Source organism: Aeromonas sp. Y311-2 (assembly GCF_027706025.1).
In the GTDB taxonomy this organism is placed as follows: domain Bacteria; phylum Pseudomonadota; class Gammaproteobacteria; order Enterobacterales; family Aeromonadaceae; genus Aeromonas; species Aeromonas veronii.
The window spans coordinates 58,107-82,938 of the sequence record NZ_JAPDCL010000022.1 but is presented as its reverse complement, the minus strand read 5'-3'; the positions used below and the strand labels follow the sequence as shown (position 1 = coordinate 82,938).

The following is a 24,832-nucleotide window of genomic DNA, read 5'->3' as shown; positions in this document are numbered from 1 at the left end:
TGCCTGCCAAGACGCCCTAAAGGTTTACCAGGGCGCGAAATGAGAAAAGCCCCGGCAGTGCCGGGGCTTTTTGTTACAGCGACTCTTCGCCGGAGTCCGGTTCGCCATCAAGGCCGGTAACGGGAAGGCCAAGCGACTCAAGGACGCCTGCCACCCCCATCGGGGTAAAACACCCCTCCTCCATCGGAATGCCTCTGCCATCTAACTGACCTCGACACATAGCCTTGACCGTCTCAATGGCATCGCTCGGGCTACCTGTCAGGTCGCTCTGGGCGTCTATGGCATCGGCGGCCGCAAACACCAGGGAAACCGGCTCATCGAACAGCACGGTATTCAGTTCCATCAGTTATCCTCCTGCAGGTATTTGAGCGCTGCCAGCGTCAGGGCAAAGTGCTCTGGGTCTTTTTTCAGTACCAGCAATCCCGCATCACTCGCCAAGCATTGCAGGCCCATGGATAGCACCTCTGTTGAGGTTGCCTGCATGGGGTTATTGTCGTTCTGGCAACCGTAGAGCTTCCCAACATAGTAATCAAAAAAGCCGTCATTGAGAGCCTTCTCTTGCGGCCCATACTTGATGTTCGGTACCAGCTTGCGCAGGGGCAGGACGGCGGGGCCGTTCTTGACTGCGTTCTTGCGGCGCAACAGGAGGCGGCGGGACTGATCCAGCAAGGCGGGGTGTCGGTTCTCAAGGAGATGGCCCAACTCATGCCACAAGGTCACCTTGTTCAGGTTCGAGCCGGTATTGATCCGGTTCTCCTTGTGGAACGCGCTGGCTCGCTTGTTGGTGAATGACAGCTCCGGCGGCTCTATCTTGCCGTTCGTCATCTTGTAGAAGTCGGCCAGGTCTGAGCGCAGGTTGGGCAGGCTGTAGCCGCTGGCCAGACGTGCGCTGGTAACCCGGATCTTAGTCTTGGCGACCATATCGCGCGCGTCACTATCACTCAGGGGCGAACCGGCAATCACCTCGTCCACCAGCTGGCGCAGTGAGCTGGCATCAACCGCTCTCTCCTCCTCCTGCTTCAATGCCTGTGCCAAGCTGCGATACATCGCATTGGCAGCCCGTACCGCCTCTTTGCGGTATGGGTGGCTTGAATGGTCATAGAGGCCTTGGGCGGCAATCTGGAAAGCCTGGGCTGGCGCCATACCACCACGAACATTACGGCGTGCATTGGTGGCCATCAGGCGAGCCGTGGCGACCTGATCGGGCGCTTTGGCGAGATAGGCCTTCACCTCTCGCGTGCTCTCCATCATGGCCTCGATAAACTGGTCATCGAGGGCCGATTCAGCGAGATCCATGGGGCTAAGCTCCTTGGCCTCCACGGTGATCGCCTCGATGCGCGGTAGGTAGCTATCGATCTCACCATCCAGGCGGCGCTGGGCGTTGTGCTCGAGCTCTTTCCAGAGATCCGCCTCGGCATATGGCTTGCCCATGATCAGCGTCAGCCAGTCATCAGGGGTGGCAGGAAGGGTGCGCAGGGTCACCAGGTCTCGCTCTACGGCGCTCCGGCGGCGCTGCAGCTCATCGAACCCACTGAGGGAGTCTCGGTGCTCTTGGGCCCGAAGGACGGCCGTTTTGATGCTCAGGGCGTACATGAAGCCCTCGCTACCGGCCTTGGTAACCTGCCACGCCGGAGGGAACAGCTCGCCAATATTGGTCGGCTTCCAGTTCATGCCGCGAATGCTCAGAGCTGTAAGCCACAGCTCCATGGCCTGCTCGGCCTCTTTGACCGTGGAGGCCTTGCTCCCGTCCTCGATGGCCTTCCGAAAGGGGATCAGCTCCCTGCCCGGGTCAGCGCTGGCCAGGCTATCCAAGATGGCCAGCAGATGAGGCATGGTGTTTGCGGCCTCGATGGCGAGCTGGTGGGACTCCCGAACCGACTCAAAGAGTGACACTTGGCCGCCGGTCTCCTCCGCCATTCGCTCGCTCACCCGAGCCAGGATTGCGGGCAGGTCTACAGCTGCACCGCCAAACATGTCACCAGCAGCGGCGCCCTGGTGTTGCAGCTCGGCGCAGATAGCCTCTGCCAAAGCCTTGAAGGCGGCGCCCATGCGTTTGGCGCTGCGGTTGTTGGCTGCAATAAACTTGGCCAGCGCGGCCGCCTCTTCGCTCACATCACCGAAAAGCCCCTGCTGGCTCAGGTATTCCCCCAGATCTTGCCCTGACGCCTTGGCATCCCGAACCACGGCCGTTGCATCAACCAGGGCAGACAGCGCCTCTTCATCCAGCCCCTTTACCAGGGAGGTTGCCCCTGCCAGATCATCAGTCGTCTGCTTATGCACCTCGCCGCTGAGATACTTCATCTCGATAAAGGTCGGGGCAGCGGTATTCAGGGCGGTCAGCACGTTGCGGATCTCGGGATCAGGCTCCTCTACGGATAGCCGGAGCAACTGCTCGTTCTGGTAGGCTTTGGCAAAAATGGCTGCCTGCATCCGGTCGATGATCTGCTTGGTTGGTCGGCCATCTGCCGTCATGTAGCTGGCCGCCTGCTCGGTACCGAGCTTGGCCATGAAGGCCTGCACAAATGGCCGGTTGCTGGCTGCCAGTAGATCGCCGCTCTCGCTCGGATTGAACAGCGCCATCAGCCGGTCATCGATCGACTCGGCATCCACTCGCGCCAGTTCTGTCGGGGCCATGCCCTGCAGGTCGGATAGGTTGGAGTCTTTGGCGAATTTCACCCGGTCAACTTCGGTCTGGCGCACGCGCACCAGCACCGGCTCACGCATTTTCGAGATCCGGTTAGAGTCGAGGCCGTAGAGCTGGGCATTCTGCTCCAGGTGTTCTCGGTACCCGCCTGCATTGCCCTCTGCATAGGCGCGGAGAATGGCCAGCGTGCGGCCGTTCCCAGACTCCACCACGCGATCAGGGCCAATGATCGGGGCGCCATGGCTCGATAGGCCTGAGTCGGCCAGCTGGGCTGGGCGTAGCGACTTGGACAGACGAGAGATCTGCAAGATGGAGGACTGGCGGGTTCGGTCTCGCGGCTGCAGGTCTTGCGGGAAATCAGGGTTCACCGTGCCGTCTGCCAGATTGGACGGGATCAGGTCTGCCGCTTCCATCACTGTGAAATGGGTCTCCACCTCATCGCCCCGGGCGGTAACCACAAAAGCCGTTCTGCCCTTGCTTGGCCCGACACTGACAACATCGCTCTCTTCGTCATCGACCGGAGAAAGCAATTGCAGGTCGGCGGCCTCGCCTTCGGCGCTGGCCAAGTCCACCTTCTTCCCGTAAACGAGTCGGGGCTGGCTCTTGTCTCGATGCTTCATGTCCTGCTGCAGCTGCCCCAATAGCTGGGCGTGCCGCTCGGTACCATTGCGAATGGCATAGGTGGGCGGCTCATCTTCGGTCGCACGGTAATAGGCGCTGCCGATCATGATGATGTCGCCATTACGCTGAGTTGCGTAAATGGGGTAGTCGCCCGCAAAGCGGCCCATGAAATAAAACACGCTGGTGGTCGTGCCATGCCGGATCAGGCGCTCGAGCACATCAACGGCTGATCCAGCGATCAGTGCGTTATTGGCGCCCACTTCATAGAGGCGAGTTTGGCGGAATGTGCCGGAGGGCTGTACCGGCCGCCGGTTGAACGCGAAATCGGCCGCGGTACCGTCTCGGTGACCAAGCGCCACCTCGAGCTGATAGAGCACGCCCTTTGCGCTTTGGGCTGCCCTGATCTGCTTTGTCAGTTCTGAGAGTTGCATAGTGCCCCTTCGGGGGGCGCTGCCGGGGAGTGGTGGGGTTAGGCAGCGGGTTTTTCGATGGAGTCAGCGTTGGCCGTTAACCACATGACCGCACCATCCTTGACTTGATCCAGGGTGGCGCCAGCGGCATCAACATCCATCACCTTCTGGCGAAAGTCTGGATACGGCAGCTGGCTGAAATTGCCAGCCACATAATCGGCCACCAGCTGATCCTCTGCAGGGGCCGGAGCTGGCTCGGGAAGTTTCTCGTCACTCTTGGTGTCACTTTCCAGCTGGCGGGCAATATCCTCGAGCTCGCCAATCATGCGGAATAGCGAATCCTTTTTGGGCTGGCTGGCCTCGCTCTCTTCCACCAGCTTCCGCAACTCCTCAAGTCTTGGCAGGCTCGGCGTGTAGCGGCGCATAGATTCCTTGCTGTGCTCCTTCTCTGCATCAATTCTGGCCGTCTCAAGCGCTCCAAGGGCATAGTCGGCACGGACGTAGAGTGTTTGGATGGCATCAAGTACCGACTCGCCATTGAGGCTATCCAGCGCATCCACGCCCTTCTCTGTGGCGACCAGAGCGGCATAGGCCTCTCGGAGTGTCCGGCCCAAGCCAAACTCATTCTCGCGCACCAGGCGAGCGCCAGCGGTCATCATCTCCACTTTGGCGCCACTGATCCCGTCCGTGGTAAGGCGAGTGATTTCCCGCTCCGCCTGCTCCACCATGTAGCGAACCTTCTTTCGCAACTTTGGCGGGAACGGGGATTGAACCCCGCGCCAGGCATTATCCGCACTCATAGTCGTGGTTCCACCTTCGGCATTGGTGCCGGAAAGGTGTCTTGGCCAGAAAATATGGAAGTTAGAGCGTTTGGCTCCACCGCTCCCAGGACTGAACAGCACGGCGATTTCGTGTTCGGCGTTGGACAGCACCAGATCAAGGTTTTCAGCGGTCTCGGCGCGGCGCGCCCATGCAGGGTGATTCGCGCCATTAATGGCTAGACCTACGATTGAGCGGCCAGCGGTTGCTTTGGCCTCCTCATCGCTCCCCTCATCCTCATCCTCGCCTTCTGCAGGGGCAGGCTTGGCCTCCCCCTTGAGCTTGGCCAGAACGGCCGCCAGTTCGCGCTGGAGGCGGATCTTATCCATGATGGTAAGGCCTGCTGCTGCCAGCTGGCTTTTCAGGGTGGCGGCCTGCTTTTGCAGGCCTACCTTTTCAAGAATACTCAGGGCCATTATGCCGCCTCCTCCATCAGCTCGGTCAGGCGATCCGCAACGGTGTGCAGGTACGGCTCATGGCGCTCCATAGCACCGGCGGCCTGCAGCTGCTCAATGAGCTCCTGCATTTTGTCCAGGTACGCCATGTAGTCGCTTTCGCCGGTTCGCAGTGATTCCAGCTGTTGCAAGATGCCGGTGATAGCCGGGTCGGTCTCGCCCCACTGGTTGTCGTCACCGGTACCGCCAGTGTCGCCGGTGGCAGAAATCGCACCTTGAAGCTCGGTCGCATCAACCACCATGCGGGTCGCAGTTTTCTGGCCGGTCATGGTGGCCATGACAATCACGCCCTTCCCATCTTCTGACGGCTCTACAATCTCGATACTGTCCATATCGAGGCCATTAATGGTCACATTGCGATAGGTGGCGCCGCGGGACACTCCAGCGGTACCCATGGGGTCTTTCGCAGGCTCGCTCAACTCGGCGGCCAGCTTGTCGAACATGCCTTGAATCTCGCCGGTGTAGCCAGCCTCTTTGAAGGCCTTGATCATGTCGTCAGAGCGGTATCTCTCAATATCCCAGTCGTAGAACGGGTTATTGGTGACCATATCGCCCTTGGGCTTCATCAGGCCGTCCCAGATCTCTTTCACTGAATATTCCATGCCAAGCAGGTTGGTAATGGTCTCTTTCAGCTCGCCAAAGGCTTGAGCGCGGCGCTCCTCGCCCCATGCGGCGGTGATCCGCCCAAAGTCCACCAGCTCGTAGTTAGCGACTTCCTTGGGAGACAGCTCTTTGTCATAGGCAACAGCGCCATGGCGAACACTGTGATCACCGGCGGTCTTGACCATTGAGGAAATGCGCGGGTCATCTTGGGCTGACTCTGGCGGGATGTAAGCCACGCTGCCCTTTGGCTGTGCGCCAATAGACAGAGGGCGAACCTGCAAGCCATACCAGTACAAGGTACCGCTGGCTTCGCTTCCTGCGCCGGATTGCTTGTCTACGTCCGCCTGCCAGTCGGCCTGCAGGAGAGGTTTCATCTCCGCCCAGCTCTTGAGTGACTGACCGCCCGGGATCGTGCCGCCATCCGAGAAGGCCACGGAGAATTTGCCAGTGAACATGCCATCAACATCCCGATCGGGGAAGATGTGGTACCCGTCATGCTCCTCGCCGTTCTGGAGCGCCGGAGCGGAAATGACAATGGCTGGTCGGTTCTCGCCAAAGTCCTCTTCCAGATCGAATTCCCAGCCGGTCATTTTGCTGCGCTTGGCATTAGTGACCAGAGCTGATAGCGCGTTGGCTTCCAGATGTGCGTTCTCGCTTACTCGGCGCGCTTGCTCTTCCTCGAGCTCTTCCGCTGACAGGTCATAGCGGTATTTCTCATGCTGGCCATCTCGATAGGCCTTGTAGAGCTCCGCGCCCGCTTGCTTCATAGCGTCCCGGCTATCGCTGGTGGCCGTCACTCGGTAAAACTGGCCATCTACGTCCTGTAGCAGGGCCCAGCCAGTATCCACGCCATCGACCTCGCCAAACTGGTACGCGATCTTGGCGCCATTGCTCAGGGTGGTCTCACCGCTCATAGAAAGACGGTCATTCACTTGGCGAACGGTATCGGTCGGCGCACCATCGCGCTGCTCTGGCTCTTCCTTCTCGCCAAGCAGTGACCAAACGCCATGCCGCTCTGTCAGCACCGGCTTGTCATAGCCAGCCTGGAGCAACTTGATGAATTGCAGGGCAAGGCGGGCGTGCTCGGGGTCTCTCTTGGCGGCCGACTTGATGCTGTTGGCCAGCGAACTGACAAACAGGGCGCGGCTGTATCCACGGTATTCACCAATATCAATGCCGTGAATGACTGCAACATCTTCGATCACCTTCTTGTAGAGGCTCGGGTTTGCTGCTTTGAGGGCGCCGCCGGCGGCGTTGTGGTCGGTAAAGCTGGCAGGCTCCTTGTCGCCGTTACCCGGCTGCGGATCTCCATCTGCGACCGACTTGCCATCATCGCCACCTTGCTTGTCCTGGTGTTCGGTACCATCGGCCGTGAGCTTGTCGATCACCGGCGAAGTATCCCCAAGGGCGGCCAGCTGGCGGCGGAGCTCATCGTTACGGGAGATCTGCTTGCTCAAGGCGCTTTTGGTGCGGGTAAGCTCGCCCTTGTCGCTTTCAAGCACTTCTCCCAGGGTGTCTACCTGCTGCGCCAAGCCGACCGCCTCAGTGCTGATCTGCTCAGTGGAGATCTGCAGGGCTGCAAGCTCCTCTTCCTTCTGCTTGTTCTTGGCTTGCTTGGCCTGAAATTTGTCGCTGTTTCGGGCGGCCAAGTTGGTCAGGGCAAGGGTGGTTTGCTGCAAGGAAATATCGCGCCCACCAGCTGGGGCAACGATATGGGTCACATCGCGCTTATTCAGCAGGAATCGGTACGCCACCAGATCGTCAGCGGCGGTGATCTTGCCGGGGTCATTACTCGGGGAGTGGAACACCACCGACAGCGATTGCCCATCAGAGACGGGGATCGTGGCCACTTGTACCGCCACGGTACCGGCTTTGCGCGGCTGGCCAATGCTGGCCTCTTGCGCTTCCAGGCCAAAGGATGGCATCTGACGGTTAAGCGCTCGCACAAAGCCCGCCATGGTGCGCTCGAGGCGCGCCTTGGTGGTCGTGATTGCCTCCATCATGGGTTCGTCCACGCCGTCCAGGTCGTACAGGTAGGTGGCTTCAACCTCCTCTCTGGTCACCGACTCGAAAATACGCTCATCCTGCAGCAGGCCGAGGTATTCATCGGCGCTTACAGCCCGGGGGCAGTGGTCGATGATGTTCTGCACGTTGATCCGCTTGTGCGGGAAATAAATGGCTTCCGTGTTTTGCATCAGGCGGCCCTCTTCTTGTTTTCAATCTGCTCGAGCAGCTGGTTTGTGGTGGCCCGCTCGGCCTCGAGCTTGCGCTTGGCATCCTCCAGCTCGCTCTTGACGCCCGCACTCTCCCCCTGCAGGGCAGTCATGCGCTGCTGAGTGGCGGTCAGGTTGGCGGTGGCGGCATTGTTGGCGGATTGCGCCTCAATTAGGCGGGAGGCGAGTGTGCGGCCAGCTGGCTTTTTGCCACTGGTATCAGTGACGCGCTTCAACTTGGCAGCCTGGCTCTTGTCGAACCGGCCTTGGTTGGCGATCAGCTTGGCTGACACCTCTTTGGCGTATGCTGCCATGTTTTCCATGGCCTTCGGCGCAACAGGGATTACGGTGGCATTCAGGCGGGTTTCGATTACATCACCCAGGGGGCCAACGGTGATCGTGACCGATTGGCCGCGCTCAAACCGCAAAACGGCTTTCTTGGTGGGCTGGCCATCCTTCTTGGTGATCCGGTTGGTTGCTTCGACTCCGGCGACCTTGGATTTGGTGCGGGCGAATGCGTCTACGAGCTTTTTCAGCCCCTTCTCCGTCACGTTGGCAAAGTCCAGCGTGAGGTAGGTTGCCTTGCTCTTACTAAAGCGCTCATCAGCCATCAGCGATTGTCTCCTCAATGGTTGCTCTGCTGCTGAAAGGGAACAGTGAGTAAAAGGGGTTACGGCGGGAAACAGTGGTGATCTGCACAGTCAGATCCCAGTCCCCTGGAGTGAGGAGGTCATCGCGGATTAACAGGTATTCGGCGTTCTCGCCAGCCTTGCAGCCGTCAAGCGTGCGCGTCTTACCGGCTATTACTGTGGTTGGGCAGCGGCGATCCCGAAAGGAGTAGCGGAGCTCGCTCCACTCAGGTTCGCTGTTTGCCTCGTACTTCAACAGGTAGCGTAAATAGTTACCCTCGCGGTCGGCTTTGCGCAGCTCGGTAATCGTGACTTTCCCGCGCTTCCAGATGAAGCGATCCAGAAAAGCCAGTGCCACCACTGCCGCAGCCGTCGCTGTGAATGGTGCATCTAGCATCATCGTTGGGCGCCCTTGGTTGCGTTATTGAACAAAGACAGCACCCACTGCCTCAGGCTATACAGGACGAACGAGCTGTTATGCGCTGCAACAATTACGCACAGACACATAAACGGCTCTGGCCAGTCCCGCCATAACCCGAGAAAGAGAGCGCTCCACCCGGCAACGGGAGCAGCGGCCAGTTCTGCACAGAGATCGAGCCAACCACCATTAAGCCTCCCATCGCGCCGACCTTGAAGGTAAGAGGCCACGCCGCTAAAAAAAGACAGGGCTGTTACCAGCCCTGCCTGAATCGGATCTATTGTCATCCTCTTGCCCTCGCCAGTCACATTAATGATACACCAACGAGTTGTTAGGATGTTAGGCGGAGAACTAAGCGGCCGCGTTTGCCTGGGTAAGCACAGTTGTCAGGAAGTGCTGCTGGCACGCTTCCACTGCTGCACTGCCAGCGTCAGAAGTGCCGTCAAAGTAAAACGAGTTGCTGCCATTTTTATCCAGAAACTCTTGAGGCCAAGCATCTGCAGCCTTTGCCTCTGCCGAGTGCCAGTAGCGGACTCGATAAGATAGCGACTTAGAGCCGTGAGATAGAGAACCATCTACCGCATAGTCAGCCGATGCGTTGCTGGAGGTGGTTGCGATCATGCAAACCGCATTTGGATGCTCAACGCCAAAGACATCGGTAAACGAAGCATTAAAGGTTGCAATTTTTTCCACGTCATCAATCCTCTTTTCCATTAAAAAACAGTGCCAATGATAATTTATTTACTTCCATTCATACAGCTCCCACGCATCAACCTTACCTGACTGAATGTCACCGCCTGAGCAGTAAACTTCTACCTGCAATGACGTTCCACTCCACGTTTGAACCGGTAGAATTTCTCCACGAACGCTCCACCACACCGTATTAGCGTTACCAGTCGATACCGAACCCGTAGTTTTCATTACGATGCGATACCGGCCCTGATCGAAGGTTCGGCTTGCGAAGGCTACGCCAGTGGAGAACCGACCAACGTAAACATCCCGTCCGTTAGCAAGGTTAAGGTTACACGCCCCGCTGGCAACCCTAACCCATGCCTTATTCTCAACTGCCGACAGACCAAGCCAGCCGCGAATCGCCGCGGGGCTGCTACAGAATCGAACGTAGTCATCGGATGTACTATTGCGAAACGCAATCCCCGCGCTGGCCGAGATGCCAGTCTCATTCCCATAATTTGACCTGAAAAGGCGGGCCTTAATATCTCCACTACCATCCCGAATAGGGACTGTACTTACTTGAGCCTCGATGTTGTGGGCCATGTTTGGAACATTGCCAAGGCCGACATCGCTCGCTGTAGGTTTGAACCCCTCGTGGTATACGCGCTTGTCAGTTTGCGCATAGTAGTCACCTTTTGCCCTTGTGTGACCGTTACGAGTATCGAAGGAGTGGGAGTACCCCGGAGTTCCTTGCGTACACCAGAACCCAATTCCGTACCAACTTTCAATGCGTATGTTGTTCGTGGTGAGTCCCGCGCCATCACCATTCCCGGCGGCAAGTCCATATCCTGCGCCAATCGCGTTCGTTGGCCGGAAGTAGCCTGCACTCCCGCCAGAGATAGGGAGTGCACCTACATCAGCAGCAGTTGGTTTGAACCCTTGATGGTACACACGATTAGCTGTTGCAGAGTCTGAAAGAACATAAACTTCACCGCCTTTAGCAGAGAGGCGCATTGATCTGGCATACTCACTATCACCAAAACGGGTCACGTTACCATCAACACCAATAACATTGCGGTCATTAACAAGGACGCTACTTTTAACGTTTAAATTACCGTTTACTGCAAGATTAGATGTAATGGTTCCACCAGTAATAGGTAAAGCCCCTACATCATCGGCAGTTGGTTTAAAACCAGAGTGATAAATTCTGTATTGCGTGGCTACTGGGTCGGTTTCTCCGCCAGCAGAATATCTAAACTCTGGAACCCCATCACGGACACAAATAACCCCACTTGGCCTTGCGTTGTCGAATTTCGCCCACGCGACCCCGTTGTACCATGCGTTGTTCACCAAGAACGCACCATTTCGGGCACCATAAAAACCATTGTTGGCACCAATAATATTGAGGTTGCCAGCGGTGTGGTCATTAATCGTCGAGCCGTTTGGCAGCGTGTCGCCGCTCTTGCTTATAGCCCCCACATCAGCAGCAGTCGGTTTGTTAACGGTATCGTATACTTGCTTCCACCCCCCCCATTTACCCCCTGATTTGTTACGAGTCCACATCCCGCCTTTGCGAGCGTCATTAAACTCGGTATAGATTTGGTAGGCAGCGTTAGCATCCCATTGCTGGTGGATAATATGGTCGCCAATTCCAGAGGCGCCGACAGGCTTGTTTGTTACCTCTTGGCGAAGCAGATATTGACCGGAAACATCGAGGTTATTCAGGTCAGCCCCATAACTACTCGAACGCAAGGCTCCTACGTCAGTAGCGGTTGGCTTGAAACCTTCGTGGTAAATTTTTTTTATCCCGCTTCCGATGTCGGCCTGTAATGTGTCAGGGCCAATTTTCAGATAAGCGGTAACAGCAGCTTCCGCGCCGTACCCAACTACAGCCGAACCATCCCCAGCCTGCCCAATGCCGACCAAATTAGGCTTGCCCGGCCTCTGCATAACAAAACCAAGAGTCTGGTCAATTGTGGTTCGGTATGTCGCCGTTGACCGAATATTTCCAGTCATGTCACCGCCTGATGATGGCAAAGCACCTATATCTGTAGCGGTGGGTTTATACCCGGTGTGGTATATCTGGTACAAAGGCCCCCAATCAGTTGCGTCATAGCTTGCTTGCCTGAAGCCTATTCTTGCCGAGTCTTTTGACATGAGCAGCAGGTTAGACCGCTTAACATCGTTGCCAGTGTAGGAGCTAATCCACAGAGCATCACAATAGGCACCTAACCCAGCAGCCGCCCCCCCAGTACCTGCGCCAAGCATTTGGTATCGCAACTTGCCTGCACCAAAGTAGTTTGGTTTTTCTAGCCCACCACTGACATAAGAATTCCCTGCTAACTGGGAAAATGTGATGTCACCCGTACCATCAAAATTGGTGCCGTTGATCTGGCGGGGCGTGGTCAGCTTGGTCGCAGACAGAACATTCTTTGCAGAGTCGGCGGTATTGTTGGCGTTACCAAGGCCAACGTCAGATGCTGTTGGCTTGAACCCTTGGTGGTACACGCGGGAAATTGTAGTTCCATCGTATACTTGAACAACACCCTCTTTAGCGTGAATACGAGACCATTGGCTAGCATTCCCCCAGTAGATACCACTTCCATTTTCAGCCTCGGGGGTAATGACAGAACCACGCGAACCGGTAACATTCTTGATGCCCAAAGTACCAGTCAGATTACCACCAATAATAGGCAGGGCTCCGATTTCAGTCAGAGACCAAGCCACATTTCCGCCACCATTGACGGACTTGGCGGCATTGCCGATCGTCAGTGTCCGAGCTGTGCCCCAGTTCGCCGTGGTGATGTTGGCGGTGCCGTCAAAATTGGTGCCGTTGATCTGGCGGGGCGTTGCCAGCTTGGTCGCAGAAACCGCATTGGCGCTCGAATCTAGCTTGCTGGCTGCCAGATCGTAGGCCTTTTTGACCGCACTGGCGGTCGCATACTTTACGTCGGAGGCGTCATTGACTGCGGATGTTGCGCCCCAGTTGTTGACGTTGCTAAGGCCAACCTGCGCCTTGGTGTGTGCGGTCGGGCTGGCAATGTGCTCGGCCAGATCCCGGTAGACACTGCTATCAACGGCAATGTCCACATCATCGCGCTTTGCATCGATGATATAGCTGGCCTGCATGGCGGTAGCATTGGCGGGCACGTTGAGGTTATACAGCGTCACATGATCTGGCTTGTACTGCGCTTCGGTCACCAACTTGATGGATACTGCATCAATGGTGCTGGCGCTATCGACCTGCTTGGTTTTCACGCCGAGCTGGTAAAAGCCTTCCAGCACCACGCGCCCAACAAAGCCAGCGGCCACAACCAGATCAACCGGCTTGTATTGCTGAACAGTGATGCAGCGATCGCCAACGTGGATGATTGCGGAACCAGCTTCACTGGGGCGGCCGATCCTGAGTGTCATACCTCCAGGCAGCACGTACTGAAAGCCGCGATAGATTCCTGGCGGGATGATGCCGTAGAACTTACGATTCAGTGCCTCAGAGGCGAATGGCTCGTGGTACTGCAAGTCGGCCAGCAATGCGAATGCGGAGGTATCAACGCTCATCGGTGGTGAGAAGGTAATTTCTTGATCAGACATAGCCCCTCCCCTTATGCGATGTTGGTTTCGATCACACCCTCTACGGAGAGAGAGCGGCGATCATGCACAGTGATGGGGGTGCTGGCCATGACGGCCACCAGCGTGTTGCTTTCATCGAGAATGCCAAGGGCTGAGAACTCATGGAGCTCACCGGCAGGCACGGAGCCGGTAGGCAGAACCGCACGCACGGTAATACGCCCGGACACATAAGAGAGAACCAGGTCAGTAGTGGCGAATACCCCGTCAATCTTGGAGGTATCGAGGGGAATGTTGCCAACGGAAGGCTTGCCGCCGACTGTGGTTTGGAATCCCTTACCCCATACAGCCTTGCTAAGGCGGAATGAGGTATTGGACTTGCCAATCGAGCTTAGCGCCCGGTTGTCGTAGTACGCCCGAAGTAGCTTGGCGTCATAGAGCTTAATCGCGCTCAAAGTGTGCCCCCATTTGATGGAGGCGCGGTTGGGGAGTGAGGCGGTTCGATGTTACCAGTTTTTTTGCGGCCGTTCCCTATGTGATCGGCTTGTCGAGCGTCCAGGCATCCATGGGGATTACATCAAGGTAGAACTGGCCAATGGGCGCGTCACTGCTGTTGTTCATGCTTGGGAACGTGGTGCTAATGTCGGCTGGCTTTACCGTTGAAGTTTCATTCCCTTCGCTGACCTCAGGCCAGCTAGTCCCTATGTCTGTTGCCAGCAGCTCTACCCATTCCTCTGCCTCTTTCAGGGTGTACCCGATGTAATACTGGGCGCCATCAAAGACGATTCGCAGCGGGATCAGGGGGGAGATGAAGCGAGCCAGAATGGCCTCAAACTCGGCGGTCTGCTCGTTTTGGGTTTCCCCACCATGGAACGATCGAGCCAACTCAGGCAAGGACACGCGGATCACCCCGCGGCTCGTCATAAACCAGTCGCTTTCGGGAATGTCCTCGAAGGGCATCATCTCCTTGGTTGTGAAGCGCGAGCCGTAGGGATAAGTGTTTATATCCTTGGGAGCCCACTGGGGTGACCAGGTAACCTCCATGCCGGTAAATTCACGCCCTATTGTTGAGAGCATTGGCCATTCGGTGTTCTTGTAGTGAATCTCATCCTGTCGCTGGATCAGGGCGAGCGGCCAATCTTCTGGCTCGACACGCTCAGACAGAAAGAAGAACGGGCCAAGTTCATTGATCCTGGCATCCAGATCCTCTTCGGCCATCGTAAACGCGCCACCCATCCCCCTCAGGCGCTCCACCAGCGGCCCGATATGCTGCTCGAACACCTCTTGAACGGCATCGGCCAACTCCGTCCACATGGGCTCCTTCTGCTTTGCTCTGGTGAGCCTGCTGCGTAACCAGTTAGCTTGCATTGTCGTACTCCAGATTGAAGGTGGAGCCCGCCGCGTCAAGGAACACATAATCCCTCAACTTTGGCTGCTCAACGCGCCCAACCAAAGTAATAGTGAACTCAGTAAGCAGACCAAGCTCATCAATTGCCGTCCAAATGTCCTTCTGAAAGATCTCCTTTGCCCTGGACTGCCCCGCGATGGCCCCGGGGGCGGAGTTTTCGCCAAACTTGTTGGTGAGGGTGGTAATTATGGATAGCTTGACGGCATCTTGGCGCTGTCTATTGGGGATTGAGCCATTGAGGATCAGGGTGAATGGCTGGCGATTTACTGGGATGTAGGAGTATCTGGTGTTGAACTCTGCGCCACGGCTAAACAGCTCAGCGATCCGCTCCTCCAGACGTTCCTGGCTCTGGGTGTCAGAGTAGGCAGAGATGAAAATGCGGTTGATATTGTCCACATCAAATCCGCTTTCTTTCTCCTGCTGGGTTTCCCCCCACACTTTGAGCCAAATCAGGCCTGAGATGTTGTCGCTGATGTATTTGGCATAGTCGCTATCCCATACCACCTGCTGGTCGTACTGGGTGGCGTACAGGGCGCCGCGGCGGATTGCCTCTGTCGATTCAGCGGACTGGCCACCGGCAATCGGGGTTGTTGTGACAATCTTAATTCCCTGCGTGAGAAAGTCGCTCTCATCAGCCAGGGTCAAGGGCTGCCCTTCCAGCAGGGCGGTTTCCCCTTCACTACACCAAACCACCAGCCGGATGAGCGAGTTAAGCGGGGGGATCATGCCTGCCAGCCCGTTACCGAACCGGACAACAAGCTGTTCGGTAGGTTTGTAGCTCTCAGTGTAGATCCGACTGGTAGGCGTGCCGCGCCGGAACATGAATCGCTTCTCCCAGCGCTGGGAGGTCTGGCGGGGCGGTTCGACCCACACCTCCACCTCAGAGGCCTTGGCTGTTACCGCCTTGGGTAGGGCGATTTCCAGCCACTTTGTTTCGGCCGTCACGGTTGTGGTCATCACCACTTCGGTCAGCTGGCTGATCTCCACCTCGAGCGTCACCCCGGGTTCAATTCGCACGGCCTCGGCCAGGATGTAATCAAGCTGGTTCGGGCCGGTCACTGGCGTACCGAAAGCGAACGTCTGAACCGAGTCGGTGTTGTTGGTGATGTTGGCCTTACCTGTGGATGGCATGACCTTGCCGCCGACATAGCCGCGATCCTCTGCACCAGCCAGGATTGAGGCGCGGTTGATGGCCGTAGACATGAAGGCTTCTTGCAGGAGGCGTCTAGCAAGGCTTTCGGTGCGATAGGCCATCTGGCCAACAAAGGTGGCGATGCCCTGCACGAACTGCGAGCCGATAAGGCGGCTCCACCAGCTGGTGCCTTTCAGCAGCTCGTTGAAGGTCTCAACCGGAGTTTGGTTGTTTAGTTGGTCGCTCACAGCGCCTCCTTAGTGTTTAGCTGGGTAGATAGAGTGCCGAAGTTTGTCACAATGGTGACGCTGCAGATGTCGATTTCCCTTTGGTTGTATTCACAGCGAATGCCTCTCACAACCACCCCCCGAACATCTCGGGGGAGGTCTGTCACTATCATGTTCTCGATGGCAACCTCGAGATCTTCACCTGGGGGCTCGTGCTTGAATGAAATGAATCGGTTCCCCCACCCTGGGCGACCGTAGACGCTACCTATAGGGGTGTCCATCCACTCGGCCACGTTGTTGATCATTGCGTCCTCTTGTTCCCGCAGCTGCACGCCTGATTCGTCAAGCTGCATCAGGTAGTCAATTTCGGTCATCATCAGCTCCTATCTGACGCGAAGGCGGCCATGCCGCTGGAGAGCATTGGCGGATTGGTGGTGTCGGGTTTGCCGCCGGTTCGCATCGGCGCGCCGGTTGGGCTGCTTTTCTGCTGCTTGTTCTGCTCAGCCAGCAGGCGCTCAATGTTCTGCAGGGTTTTGGCCATCTTGGCGGTCTCATCAACAACCGGGGCGTATGGCTTTGGCTCTGTCAGGGCACGGCGGGCTTGCTCTTCTTGAATATCCACCACCGGCCGCAGCGTCAGCGGAGGGGCGAGCGTCTGCGTCACCGGCGCCGCGGCGGTAGTGGTCGTGGAGCTGGTGGATACGGAGGCCTGTTGCTCGGTCTTGTGGACGAGCGGGGGCGCTTCTTCGCCGTCACGCGGGCCGCCGCGGAGCATCATCGGAACGTCATAGGCTGGCTTCTCCTCCTTGAGGATGGCTTTTGCCTCTCCAGCAGCAATGCCGGGGTTCTTCTTGATGGCGGCCTCTGCACGGTCGTACTTGTTCAGGATCAGATCCGTGAACTCCTGCACCGTCATATCGGTTCGGCCGCCGTTCTGCAGTACAGCCTGCACCGGCGCCTTTTGCCCGTTAGCCGCCAAAGCCTCTACCGCGCTGGCGTTGGGGTTCTGCTGGAGCGCCTTTATCAATCCGGTACCGCCGCCCATGCCTTGCTGGTGGAGTAGGTACAACTCCCTGCCTGTTGCCTCCCGCCCCATCTGCTTGCGGAAATATGCCTGATTCTGCTTGGTGTGCTTGATCATGGCTTCCGTGCTGCTCTTCTGGTCAAAGGCGTTGGCCAGCCCAAGGCCTGCAGCGGTTTTGGGCATAAACTGGAACTCCCCCATGGCGCCAGATTTCTTGTTGTAGGCATTGGGATTTCCGCCGCTCTCAACCATGGAAGTAGCCCCCAGGAAGTTAGCCGGCAGACCATTTTCAGCTTCGATCCCGTTGTACCGGACGGGCGTACCCTGCCATTCGCCGGTGACGGGAGTAGTGCCACGATAGGTCACGCCGCTCGAGCCGTAGTTGTTGACGATCGACTTGTTGCCGCTGTCCTTGAGCGGGTTTTTGTGATCAAACATCGTCATGCCGTCATAGATGGCGCGGGCCATATCTTCGGTATCGAACGTCAGCGACTCCTGCAGGCGCTCAAAGCCAAGCGCCCCAGCAGCAGACCCCAGCAGACCAGCAAGGCCAGAGGTGAGACCACCGAGATCCAGCACGTTGGCCGCTGCCATCGCGCTTTTCTGGCCGGTAGTCGCCTTCTGGTTGCCCTGCAGGCCGAATGCGCGGGATTGGGCATCCTTATCGTTGAAGCCTTGATAGGCGTCATAGCCAGCCATTCCCAGCGCCAGCAGTTGGCCTGCGATCGGGATTGCTCTTGCTCCCATCGCTGCAGCGCCAGCGCCAACAGCCCGAGAACCGGCCACTCTGGCCGTTGACGCCATTGCGCCACCGGTGGCGCTGGCTGCAACCAATGGGGAGGCTGCAGGGGAGAAAATGCGCGGCATGGCCGCCCTGACTCGCGCTATGCGACCGGTAGGCTTACCCCCAATCTCTGGCGCCCTACGCCCCCTGACGCCCTCTCTGCGAGCTCTGGCGTTGATCTCTGGTCGAGGCTGGCGGGCCCTGGTTCTTTTGCCTTTGCGCTTCCCGCGGCGGCGCTCCCAGGCATCCCCTGCCAGATCCATGGCGCTATCCACCAGCCCGGGGCCCTTTTGCTTGCCGCTATCGATCAGGTCGTCCAGCTTTTCCAGTAGCTCGCCGTGCTGGCGCTCCAGCAGCTCGGCCTGATCCAAACCCTCTTGCTCGATGGTGTTCACCAGCTCCCCTTGCCGGTGCGCCTCGGCGCTGGTGGCATCCTTGGCTGGAGTCGAGCCCTTATCAGGCTTGCCAGCAGGGGAGGCGTCATCCTTGCCCTTGTCTTGCTTGAATGGGTTTAGCGATGAGGCCTGCTTTTTCAGGTACGGGAGCAGGTCTTTGGTGCCCTTTATGTCGCGCTCTTTCAGGGCTTCGCTTACATCTGATGCAAGGTCGGTCACTTCCCGAATGGCGAAGAATATCGAGCCACCAGCCGCCACACCCGCAGCCTCGCCAGCTGACGAGTGAGACAGACCCTTGGTGCCTGCAATTCCATTGGGGCCAGCCAGCAGCGCCACACCTCTGACTAACAGCGAGGTGAGGCTGTGAGTCATCTTCTCCTTGCTGTCAGGGCTTGCTGCGTCACCAGCCTCGTTTTGCTCGCGTTGCCAGCGGCGCACTTCCACCTTCGTGGCAAAAGTGCCATCCGGGCGTCTAACCCTTCCGTCATCGCCAATGTAGAGCCCGCCATCGCGGCGAGTGTTGGCCTGCACCGATTTAGGCTTGCTGCCAGGCGCGGCCGGTTCTGCCGTTTGGGTAGGCTCTGGGCTGACTGATTGCGGCGCGCTCCCGTCACTTTTGCCCCGAACAGCAACAGTTGGCTCTAAGTCGATTGTTCTGTTTTCTCGGGATTTTCTAGGGGCGCTACCCTTCGGAGTTTCCTTTCTACCGCTGGGTGAGGCTGCAACCTTGGCGTTTTGGTTATTTTTTGTTTGGGTCTTTTTAGTGCCTGATAAGTCCTTTTCGGTATCTTTTTGAGCTTTTCGGCGCTTTCTGGCGCTTTCCGTGGTCTCAATTGACAGGCCGCTAATTGCCTTTGTCGGCTTGTTTGGCGCCAATCCTGTGCTTTTAGGCTCTAATTTGGCCTTGCTAGCGCTTTCAGGCGCTGTCGTTTGGCGGTCAATTACTTCGCTTGGCGCTTTTTGGTGATTTCTGGCGCTAGTTGGTTCCTTGGTTGCATGGTGTGACCTTTCAGCAATTCCATCTGAAATTATGCGTTTTAGTAGCGATTCGCTCGTTATGCTCAAACGCTTTACATCGGTCGCAATCTGCCCGAGCACGGCAAGAGTTGCACTGTCGGATGCGTTGCTAGAGGGGGATTTTGAGGTTGGCTTGGTGAACTTTGCCCCCTCCACAACCATTTCACCGACTAATGCCTGCTCTATGTCCGCCTGCTTGGTGTGTGTTTTGTCGCTCATGGGTTGCCCTGGCGTTGGAACCGGTCAAGCAGCCCTTGGTTGATCATCTCCACGAGGCCGATAGGCGACCCCAGGACAGAATCAATCGGCTGGCCGCCGTACACGGTGAGATTCTTCACGATGGTGTACCACCCTGCCGTGCTATATCGCTGGAATGCAGTGGACAGGCTGAAATCGCAGGAGAAGGACGGATGCCGGTGGCTGCCCTTCTCCCTCCTGTGGTGCTTCGCATGGTAGTAGTGGCGAGATCAGCTCGACTCGACCATCCGTTATCTCCATCGCCAAGCCGTGGCGTAGCTCTGCGAGCGCCTGATAGCACTGGGCGGCCAGCACGCGGAACTCCTTGGCTGGGTTCATAGACATGACGAGCTCCATGCGCTTGGCGTCAGCCTCCTCTCTTGGTAGCTCGGCGTGAGCGTCCAGGCGGAAGCTATGCGCCACTTCCAGCACCTTGAGCCGGTTCTTGATGGTGTCCTTGTCGGCTTTGCTGGTGGCATCAAGCAACTCAAGGCGCAGCTGCTCGAGGGCAGTCATGGCATAGCCATCGAGGGGGACAAATTGGCAGGCGTGGATCTGGCCATTGGCCATAATCTCCCCGGCAATGGCCGGTTCGCGCTCCAGCACGGTGAGGTTGTCATCGAGATCAACCAGGTCAATATCAACGTGGTGGGTCTCACCGCAATGGCGGCACTGGTACTTGTAGGCAAGGGTGGTGTCATCGCTGATGGCCATCCAAATCCACCACATCGCGGTCACACGGTCGCCCGCCGTCCACCCTATCGGGTCGGGGGCATCACCCTGCAGGAGCGCGCGCAGATAGTCTGTGGTGGCTGCTTCATCCAGCTCATCGCGCAGGCCTGAGAAGTTGATAGCGTCCTGCACGGTAGGCATCCGAAATTGAACCTGAGTTGCAGGGCGGCTTGGTAGCGGGAACAAAGGGATCATGGTCAGTCCTTAGCGCTCAGGGCGCGGTATTTTTGCAGGACGATAGGGAAGCTCACGAACTCATTGAGAGCGCTTCTGGAGCGGGTAATCTCGCCGCACTCGGCAACGGATACCTCCCACTCTTTATTCAGCGTCTCGGCGCCGTCATCGGAGAGCAGGTACAGGCGCATTTTTACCAGGTAGGTCGCTGGCAAGTTGATGGTGCCGTCATCGTTGATCACCTTCTTGGAGAGCTTGGTAAAGAAGGCTTCGACTCGGCCGTCCTGGTGATCTCTTACCGTCATCGTGACGGTGCCGGCTGTCTTGTGGAGCGGGGCGTTGATGGTGTTTGTCCCGATCTGCGTGGCTTCATATTCAATGGTGAACGAGCCGTAAGTCACATCCTTGACGTACACATCGAAGTCGGACGGCTGACCGTCAATCTCTACGCGAAACTGCCATCCTTGCTGGAACGGTGTTTCCACCAGCTGGCGAACGGTGCGGCGGTGGCGGGCAAGCAGGCCTGTTTGGCTGGTGCCACCGGTTGCGGAGTTGCTGGTGGCTGTAGAAGCGGCCCCCAGGGCGCTCGTCAAAATGCCCACGGTACCCCCTTAGAACGGCTGAATGGTGATCATGGGCAGGATTGCACGCTGAGCCTTCATGGCCTCGCGCATCGCTGCCAGCTGCCCCTCGCGCGCATCGCTGGTGGGCGTGCGGGATACATCGAGCTTTCCGGCCTCTTGGATACGGGCCATGCGCTCATCGTTGGGGATGGAGATCAGCACCTCCAGATAATCCTGCACCATGCCAATGATGGTTTCCGGGATCTGATAGGTGTCGTGGTCGATGGTTCGGAGGTTAACCAGGTAGGTGAAGCTCAGTGGATAGGCTGACCGGGCATCATCAAAGCCGATCATTACGGCGTTGGTCTCGGCATCAAAATCCAGTTCGTGAGGCACGAAGTCGCCTCGCTTGTCGGTGCATAGAACCGGCGCCAAAAAGTCGGAGGGCGCTTTGATGGGCGCACGCTCTGTCACCTTTACGCGCTTGATGAAACCGGCAAGGTCTTGGTAGGTACCTAAAGCGGTGGTGAGCAGTTGGAGCTGCTGGGGTTCTTCCACCAGCAGCACCGAGAACCGCCCCCGAACAGCGCTTAGCAGCTCGAGGGCGGTCATTATACGGGCTCCTTCCAGTTGTAGGTGATTGTGATGTTTGGCTTGACGATAGCGGTAACATCTTCGGTGGAGAGATCCACGTTATCCATGCGGATCAGGCAGTGCTCCAGGCGCCAGCCGGTACCGGCCGGTACGCCACCACCAAGGGATTCAGGGGTCGGTTTGATGGTGATGTTCACGTACTTTTTGTTGTGCACCATATCGGTCAGAGCCTTCAAGGCAACGCCTTTGATGGTTTCCACACACATCATGGTGACCTGGCCGCTGTTTTCGAGCGGGCCCTGTTGCACGAACTTCAAGCCGTTGGGGCCGAAGTCCTCAACGTCAGCACGGCCAAGTGCCGGGAGTTGGGCGGTACGCATCAGCACGGAGAGATCGTCGTAGCCATCGAAGGTTACGTCAAACTCCGAGCCACCGAGCTTTTCACCGGCGGCTACGTTTTTCAGGAACTTTTGCTTAACGTAGCTCACGTTCCCTTTGGCGTTGGAATGACCAGCCATGTTTTTCCCCTTATAGATAGAGCCCTGGAATCTCGCTCGCATTGAGCATCTGATTCGGCATGAGGCTGATTTGCACTGTGTTGCGCGTCATGTACCCCCGCTTGTCGCGGGGAGGGTCTAGCTCGGAGCTCACATCCACGATCACCAGGCTGCTGACCTTGAAGCGGCGACCTACATCCACTGTCACGGTGGATGGTCGGCGGCCACCAGGGGTCAGCTTGTTCAGCTCGGGGCTGGCCATCTGCTCGAGGAGCATGATCGCATCGTGAACTTCCGTCTTGGGGTCGGAGAACGCTAGAAACTTGAGAGTGAGGTTCAGCGTGGGAGGAGTAGTCCCCTCCCACACCATGCGGCTGTTGAACTGGGTTACCGAGGTCATGTCAGTGGCGGTTTGAGCGGCGTCACCGGCCTTTGACAGGCCTTGGCTTTTACCCAAGGCATCTGACTCAAAGGGTGAAGTCCACGTAGAGGAGAGCGTCTTGCTGCTCCCCTCCCCGATATAAGCGGTCACCATGTCGCCCGCATCGTTGGAGATGCGAACCTTTAGGTAACTGCTGATCCCATCGTTGTTGCCTACCCCTGCAAACATCGGCTACCTCCGCTTACATGCCGCGAGACTTGCGAGCTTTCATGCTCTTGCGGCGTGCCACTTTGGCGGCGCCAGTGTGGGCTTTGCGGCGAGCTTTACGCAGGGCGGCCTTTTGAGCAGCAGACAGGATCTTTTTGCGCAGGGGCTTCTGGATAAACTTCACCTTGCCGTCACGGACAACCTTCACCTTGGCTTCGTTCATAACGGATTCGCGGGTGCTGTAGGCGACAATCAGATCATCTTCATCAGCGTCATCGCCGTTCATGCGGGTTTCGATCTCCTGCATGGCCTTGGCAGCTGCAGCGTCATCGCCCTTCATGGCGTCAGTGGCGGTCTTGGCCGGAACGCCCAGGAACACCATTGCGTCAGCCATCAGGGTGAGGAACTGGTGATATTCCTCTTCTTCCGGCTCGCCAATCTCGCCATCTTCGTCAGAGTCGGCCAGCGCTTGGGCGTAGGCATCCAGAGCTTCTGCGGCGTCATCGCCATCGTCATACCATGCCAGCACAACGGCCATCGCATCGGCGCGAGCGGTGGTATTGGCGACACCGGCGGCCGCTTCATTCAGCATCTCGTCAGTGGCAACGGACTCGAAAAACGCGGTTTCGGAAACGCCTTCCTGAGCCGGTTTATCCTTGGTACCCAGCAGGGCGCCGAACATTTGGTTCTTGTCCCCTTGGGCAATCTGCATAAATTTGTGCATGTGTTCTCCTTGATGGAAAAGCCCACCAGCTGGTGGGCTGGTGGTTGTTAACGGATAAGGCCAGGGGTACCCATGATCCGGCGGGATGTGCCGGTCACGCAGACGTTCCAGGCAACAGTCCACAGGTCGAAGTCGTCTTGCTCAACGGTCAGGACGTAAGGGGATTCGCCGTCCTCATCGGGGTTGCGCGGAGGAACCAGCGCTTTAGCGGTGGCGTATCCATCCAGAATGTCGGTCATCCCCTTATGCAGACCGTCATAGGTCAGGCCATCCGGGCTGTGCTTGATCTGGCGCGCCAGGGCGTAGAAGTCGCGGGCGATAGAGGACATGACCGAAGAAACATGCTGGAAGCGCAGGTAATCGTTCAGGCTGCGACTGGTGATCGCGTCATCGATCATCAGCAGGCCGCCACTGGTCAGCCCCAGCTTGTTGATGCGGGCCTTGTAGAAAGCCTCTTCATCCAGCTCACCGATACCGGCAAGGGGCTGGCATTCACGGCGATTGATAACGCCACGATCTTCACCTGCAGGGGAGTAGTGCCAGCCACCGACAGCACCGGCAACCTTGGCCACGCCCTTCGCTTTCGCCTGGAACGCAATGCCGGAGATACCCCATACAGCACGACCACCGTAGTAGGGGTCTTTGGCGGAGTACGGGAAGTGGTACCAAGCCGCATAGTGGTTGTTGAGGTTCATCCCCTCCATGAAGGTGACGGCGCCCGCGTAATTCTCGGACGGAGGCACATCAAGGAAGGAGTCAATACGGCGAGCCTCTGCCACCTCTGCCAAGGCAGCCAGTGAGTTAGAGTCATAGACGCCCAGACCGAGAACCGCGGTGTAGCCGACCATAGCGGAGCGGAGCACGGCGATCGCCTTGGCAACCTGCTCAGCGCCGATCTCGCTCTGGTCGCCCAGGGTGCCGCCGGTGAATGCGGAGAGGGTTGCACCCGGGAAGGCCGACAGGTCTACACCGGGCTTGATGGTGATCGCCAGGGCAGAAGATCGGGACTCCAGGCGGTTTTCGATGTAGGCAGGCTGCCCCATATCGTCAACAGCCTCGATGTCAAAGCTGACCTCGTGGGTTTCCTGCAGGAAAGAAGCGCCGAGACGATCGATTTCGTACAGGTTCAGGGTGAAGAAGCCAGCCTTACCCTCGATCGGGAGCATCTCAATCTTGCGACCGGATACATCACCATCCTTCGGATAGATAGCGAACAGGTCACCATCGGCCAGTTGGGGCTTGGTGCCGAACACCTCTGCGGAGGTGTTCATTTGCGCAGTGTCGGCGGCCACCAGCTCTGGCTGCTCGCCTTCGGCCTCTTTGGCGACCTTGGCAGCTTTCAATGCCTTGACGGCGGGTGCCAGGCGCGCAGTCAGCACTGGGTATTTAGCATCTTCCGCCACAACGCGAACGACATAGCCATCGCCGCCAGCGACCGCATCACCGACTTGGCGCAGCGGGTCAGCAATAACACCTTTGGAGGGGTGGTATGGCTTGCCCAGCTTGGTTTGCCAGTTTTTGCGGTTGATACTGATCAGCTCGAATGGCTGACCCTTTTCACAAATAACTACCCCGGCAAACACGCTGGCGCCACCGGTACCACCGGCGGAGATAGTGGCGCTGGCATCAATTGCCTGGACGGCAATTTGCGCGACTTGGGTAAGGGAACTCGGGATTACCATAA

At 57.7% G+C, this 24,832-nt stretch carries 20 protein-coding genes; all 20 read right to left on the bottom strand.

From position 1 onward, the window contains the following. Window positions 1–73 precede the first annotated feature (73 nt). Window positions 74–343 (bottom strand): hypothetical protein, encoded by a 270-nt coding sequence (locus OKC42_RS18175; protein WP_270820518.1) that lies wholly within the window; start codon window positions 341–343, stop codon window positions 74–76. Then, window positions 343–3,696: a hypothetical protein gene (locus OKC42_RS18170; protein WP_270820515.1), complete on the bottom strand. Its 3,354-nt coding sequence runs from the start codon at window positions 3,694–3,696 to the stop codon at window positions 343–345. The genes OKC42_RS18175 and OKC42_RS18170 overlap by 1 nt, the downstream gene beginning before the upstream one ends. A gap of 38 nt (window positions 3,697–3,734) precedes the next feature. Next, window positions 3,735–4,910 (bottom strand): hypothetical protein, encoded by a 1,176-nt coding sequence (locus OKC42_RS18165; RefSeq protein WP_270820512.1) that lies wholly within the window; start codon window positions 4,908–4,910, stop codon window positions 3,735–3,737. Beyond that, on the bottom strand, window positions 4,910–7,747 hold the full coding sequence (locus OKC42_RS18160) for a hypothetical protein (protein ID WP_270820510.1): 2,838 nt from the start codon (window positions 7,745–7,747) through the stop codon (window positions 4,910–4,912). The genes OKC42_RS18165 and OKC42_RS18160 overlap by 1 nt, the downstream gene beginning before the upstream one ends. After that, a complete protein-coding gene (locus tag OKC42_RS18155) occupies window positions 7,747–8,376 on the bottom strand; it encodes a hypothetical protein (protein WP_270820509.1) in 630 nt (209 codons plus the stop codon). Before OKC42_RS18155 ends, OKC42_RS18160 begins: the two co-directional genes overlap by 1 nt. Further along, entirely contained in the window at window positions 8,369–8,794 is a 426-nt protein-coding gene (locus OKC42_RS18150) for a hypothetical protein (protein WP_270818350.1), read from the bottom strand. Before OKC42_RS18150 ends, OKC42_RS18155 begins: the two co-directional genes overlap by 8 nt. Window positions 8,795–9,163: 369 nt before the next feature. Continuing rightward, window positions 9,164–9,505 carry a hypothetical protein gene (locus OKC42_RS18145; protein WP_270820508.1) on the bottom strand — a complete coding sequence of 114 codons (342 nt, stop codon included), beginning with the start codon at window positions 9,503–9,505 and terminating at the stop codon, window positions 9,164–9,166. Between the two features lie 48 nt (window positions 9,506–9,553). Next, window positions 9,554–13,075, bottom strand: a complete 3,522-nt coding sequence (locus OKC42_RS18140) for a tail fiber protein (RefSeq protein ID WP_270820506.1) — start codon at window positions 13,073–13,075, stop codon at window positions 9,554–9,556. A gap of 11 nt (window positions 13,076–13,086) precedes the next feature. After that, window positions 13,087–13,506, bottom strand: a complete 420-nt coding sequence (locus OKC42_RS18135; protein WP_270820503.1) for a hypothetical protein — start codon at window positions 13,504–13,506, stop codon at window positions 13,087–13,089. 76 nt (window positions 13,507–13,582) lie between these two features. Then, window positions 13,583–14,365: a hypothetical protein gene (locus OKC42_RS18130; protein ID WP_270820500.1), complete on the bottom strand. Its 783-nt coding sequence runs from the start codon at window positions 14,363–14,365 to the stop codon at window positions 13,583–13,585. Between the two features lie 43 nt (window positions 14,366–14,408). Beyond that, on the bottom strand, window positions 14,409–15,839 hold the full coding sequence (locus OKC42_RS18125) for a bleomycin hydrolase (protein WP_270820498.1): 1,431 nt from the start codon (window positions 15,837–15,839) through the stop codon (window positions 14,409–14,411). After that, a complete protein-coding gene (locus OKC42_RS18120) occupies window positions 15,836–16,195 on the bottom strand; it encodes a hypothetical protein (RefSeq protein ID WP_270820497.1) in 360 nt (119 codons plus the stop codon). The genes OKC42_RS18125 and OKC42_RS18120 overlap by 4 nt, the downstream gene beginning before the upstream one ends. Continuing rightward, entirely contained in the window at window positions 16,195–18,552 is a 2,358-nt protein-coding gene (locus OKC42_RS18115) for a transglycosylase SLT domain-containing protein (RefSeq protein WP_270820495.1), read from the bottom strand. The genes OKC42_RS18120 and OKC42_RS18115 overlap by 1 nt, the downstream gene beginning before the upstream one ends. An 846-nt stretch (window positions 18,553–19,398) precedes the next feature. Continuing rightward, complete coding sequence (locus tag OKC42_RS18110) at window positions 19,399–20,202, bottom strand: hypothetical protein (protein WP_270820493.1); 804 nt, start codon at window positions 20,200–20,202, stop codon at window positions 19,399–19,401. 2 nt (window positions 20,203–20,204) lie between these two features. Then, window positions 20,205–20,783 (bottom strand): hypothetical protein, encoded by a 579-nt coding sequence (locus OKC42_RS18105; protein ID WP_270820492.1) that lies wholly within the window; start codon window positions 20,781–20,783, stop codon window positions 20,205–20,207. 9 nt (window positions 20,784–20,792) lie between these two features. Continuing rightward, window positions 20,793–21,356 carry a hypothetical protein gene (locus OKC42_RS18100; RefSeq protein ID WP_270820489.1) on the bottom strand — a complete coding sequence of 188 codons (564 nt, stop codon included), beginning with the start codon at window positions 21,354–21,356 and terminating at the stop codon, window positions 20,793–20,795. Next, the gene (locus tag OKC42_RS18095; RefSeq protein WP_270820487.1) at window positions 21,356–21,856 is read right to left on the bottom strand and encodes a baseplate protein; all 501 of its coding nucleotides are present in this window, start codon (window positions 21,854–21,856) and stop codon (window positions 21,356–21,358) included. The genes OKC42_RS18100 and OKC42_RS18095 overlap by 1 nt, the downstream gene beginning before the upstream one ends. A 10-nt stretch (window positions 21,857–21,866) precedes the next feature. Beyond that, the gene (locus OKC42_RS18090) at window positions 21,867–22,445 is read right to left on the bottom strand and encodes a hypothetical protein (protein WP_270820486.1); all 579 of its coding nucleotides are present in this window, start codon (window positions 22,443–22,445) and stop codon (window positions 21,867–21,869) included. 13 nt (window positions 22,446–22,458) lie between these two features. Beyond that, entirely contained in the window at window positions 22,459–23,148 is a 690-nt protein-coding gene (locus OKC42_RS18085) for a hypothetical protein (RefSeq protein WP_270820483.1), read from the bottom strand. 47 nt (window positions 23,149–23,195) lie between these two features. Beyond that, window positions 23,196–24,830: a hypothetical protein gene (locus OKC42_RS18080; protein ID WP_270820482.1), complete on the bottom strand. Its 1,635-nt coding sequence runs from the start codon at window positions 24,828–24,830 to the stop codon at window positions 23,196–23,198. Window positions 24,831–24,832 lie beyond the last annotated feature (2 nt).

Excerpts from the sequence above, each read along its gene's own strand:
- OKC42_RS18175 (WP_270820518.1), bottom strand. The coding sequence starts at position 343 with ATGGAACTGAATACCGTGCTGTTCGATGAGCCGGTTTCCCTGGTGTTT.
- OKC42_RS18170 (WP_270820515.1), bottom strand. The coding sequence starts at position 3,696 with ATGCAACTCTCAGAACTGACAAAGCAGATCAGGGCAGCCCAAAGCGCA.
- OKC42_RS18165 (WP_270820512.1), bottom strand. The coding sequence starts at position 4,910 with ATGGCCCTGAGTATTCTTGAAAAGGTAGGCCTGCAAAAGCAGGCCGCC.
- OKC42_RS18160 (WP_270820510.1), bottom strand. The coding sequence starts at position 7,747 with ATGCAAAACACGGAAGCCATTTATTTCCCGCACAAGCGGATCAACGTG.
- OKC42_RS18155 (WP_270820509.1), bottom strand. The coding sequence starts at position 8,376 with ATGGCTGATGAGCGCTTTAGTAAGAGCAAGGCAACCTACCTCACGCTG.
- OKC42_RS18150 (WP_270818350.1), bottom strand. The coding sequence starts at position 8,794 with ATGATGCTAGATGCACCATTCACAGCGACGGCTGCGGCAGTGGTGGCA.
- OKC42_RS18140 (WP_270820506.1), bottom strand. The coding sequence starts at position 13,075 with ATGTCTGATCAAGAAATTACCTTCTCACCACCGATGAGCGTTGATACC.
- OKC42_RS18130 (WP_270820500.1), bottom strand. The coding sequence starts at position 14,365 with ATGTGGACGGAGTTGGCCGATGCCGTTCAAGAGGTGTTCGAGCAGCAT.
- OKC42_RS18120 (WP_270820497.1), bottom strand. The coding sequence starts at position 16,195 with ATGATGACCGAAATTGACTACCTGATGCAGCTTGACGAATCAGGCGTG.
- OKC42_RS18110 (WP_270820493.1), bottom strand. The coding sequence starts at position 20,202 with ATGATCCCTTTGTTCCCGCTACCAAGCCGCCCTGCAACTCAGGTTCAA.
- OKC42_RS18100 (WP_270820489.1), bottom strand. The coding sequence starts at position 21,356 with ATGACCGCCCTCGAGCTGCTAAGCGCTGTTCGGGGGCGGTTCTCGGTG.
- OKC42_RS18095 (WP_270820487.1), bottom strand. The coding sequence starts at position 21,856 with ATGGCTGGTCATTCCAACGCCAAAGGGAACGTGAGCTACGTTAAGCAA.
- OKC42_RS18090 (WP_270820486.1), bottom strand. The coding sequence starts at position 22,445 with ATGTTTGCAGGGGTAGGCAACAACGATGGGATCAGCAGTTACCTAAAG.
- OKC42_RS18085 (WP_270820483.1), bottom strand. The coding sequence starts at position 23,148 with ATGCACAAATTTATGCAGATTGCCCAAGGGGACAAGAACCAAATGTTC.
- OKC42_RS18080 (WP_270820482.1), bottom strand. The coding sequence starts at position 24,830 with ATGGTAATCCCGAGTTCCCTTACCCAAGTCGCGCAAATTGCCGTCCAG.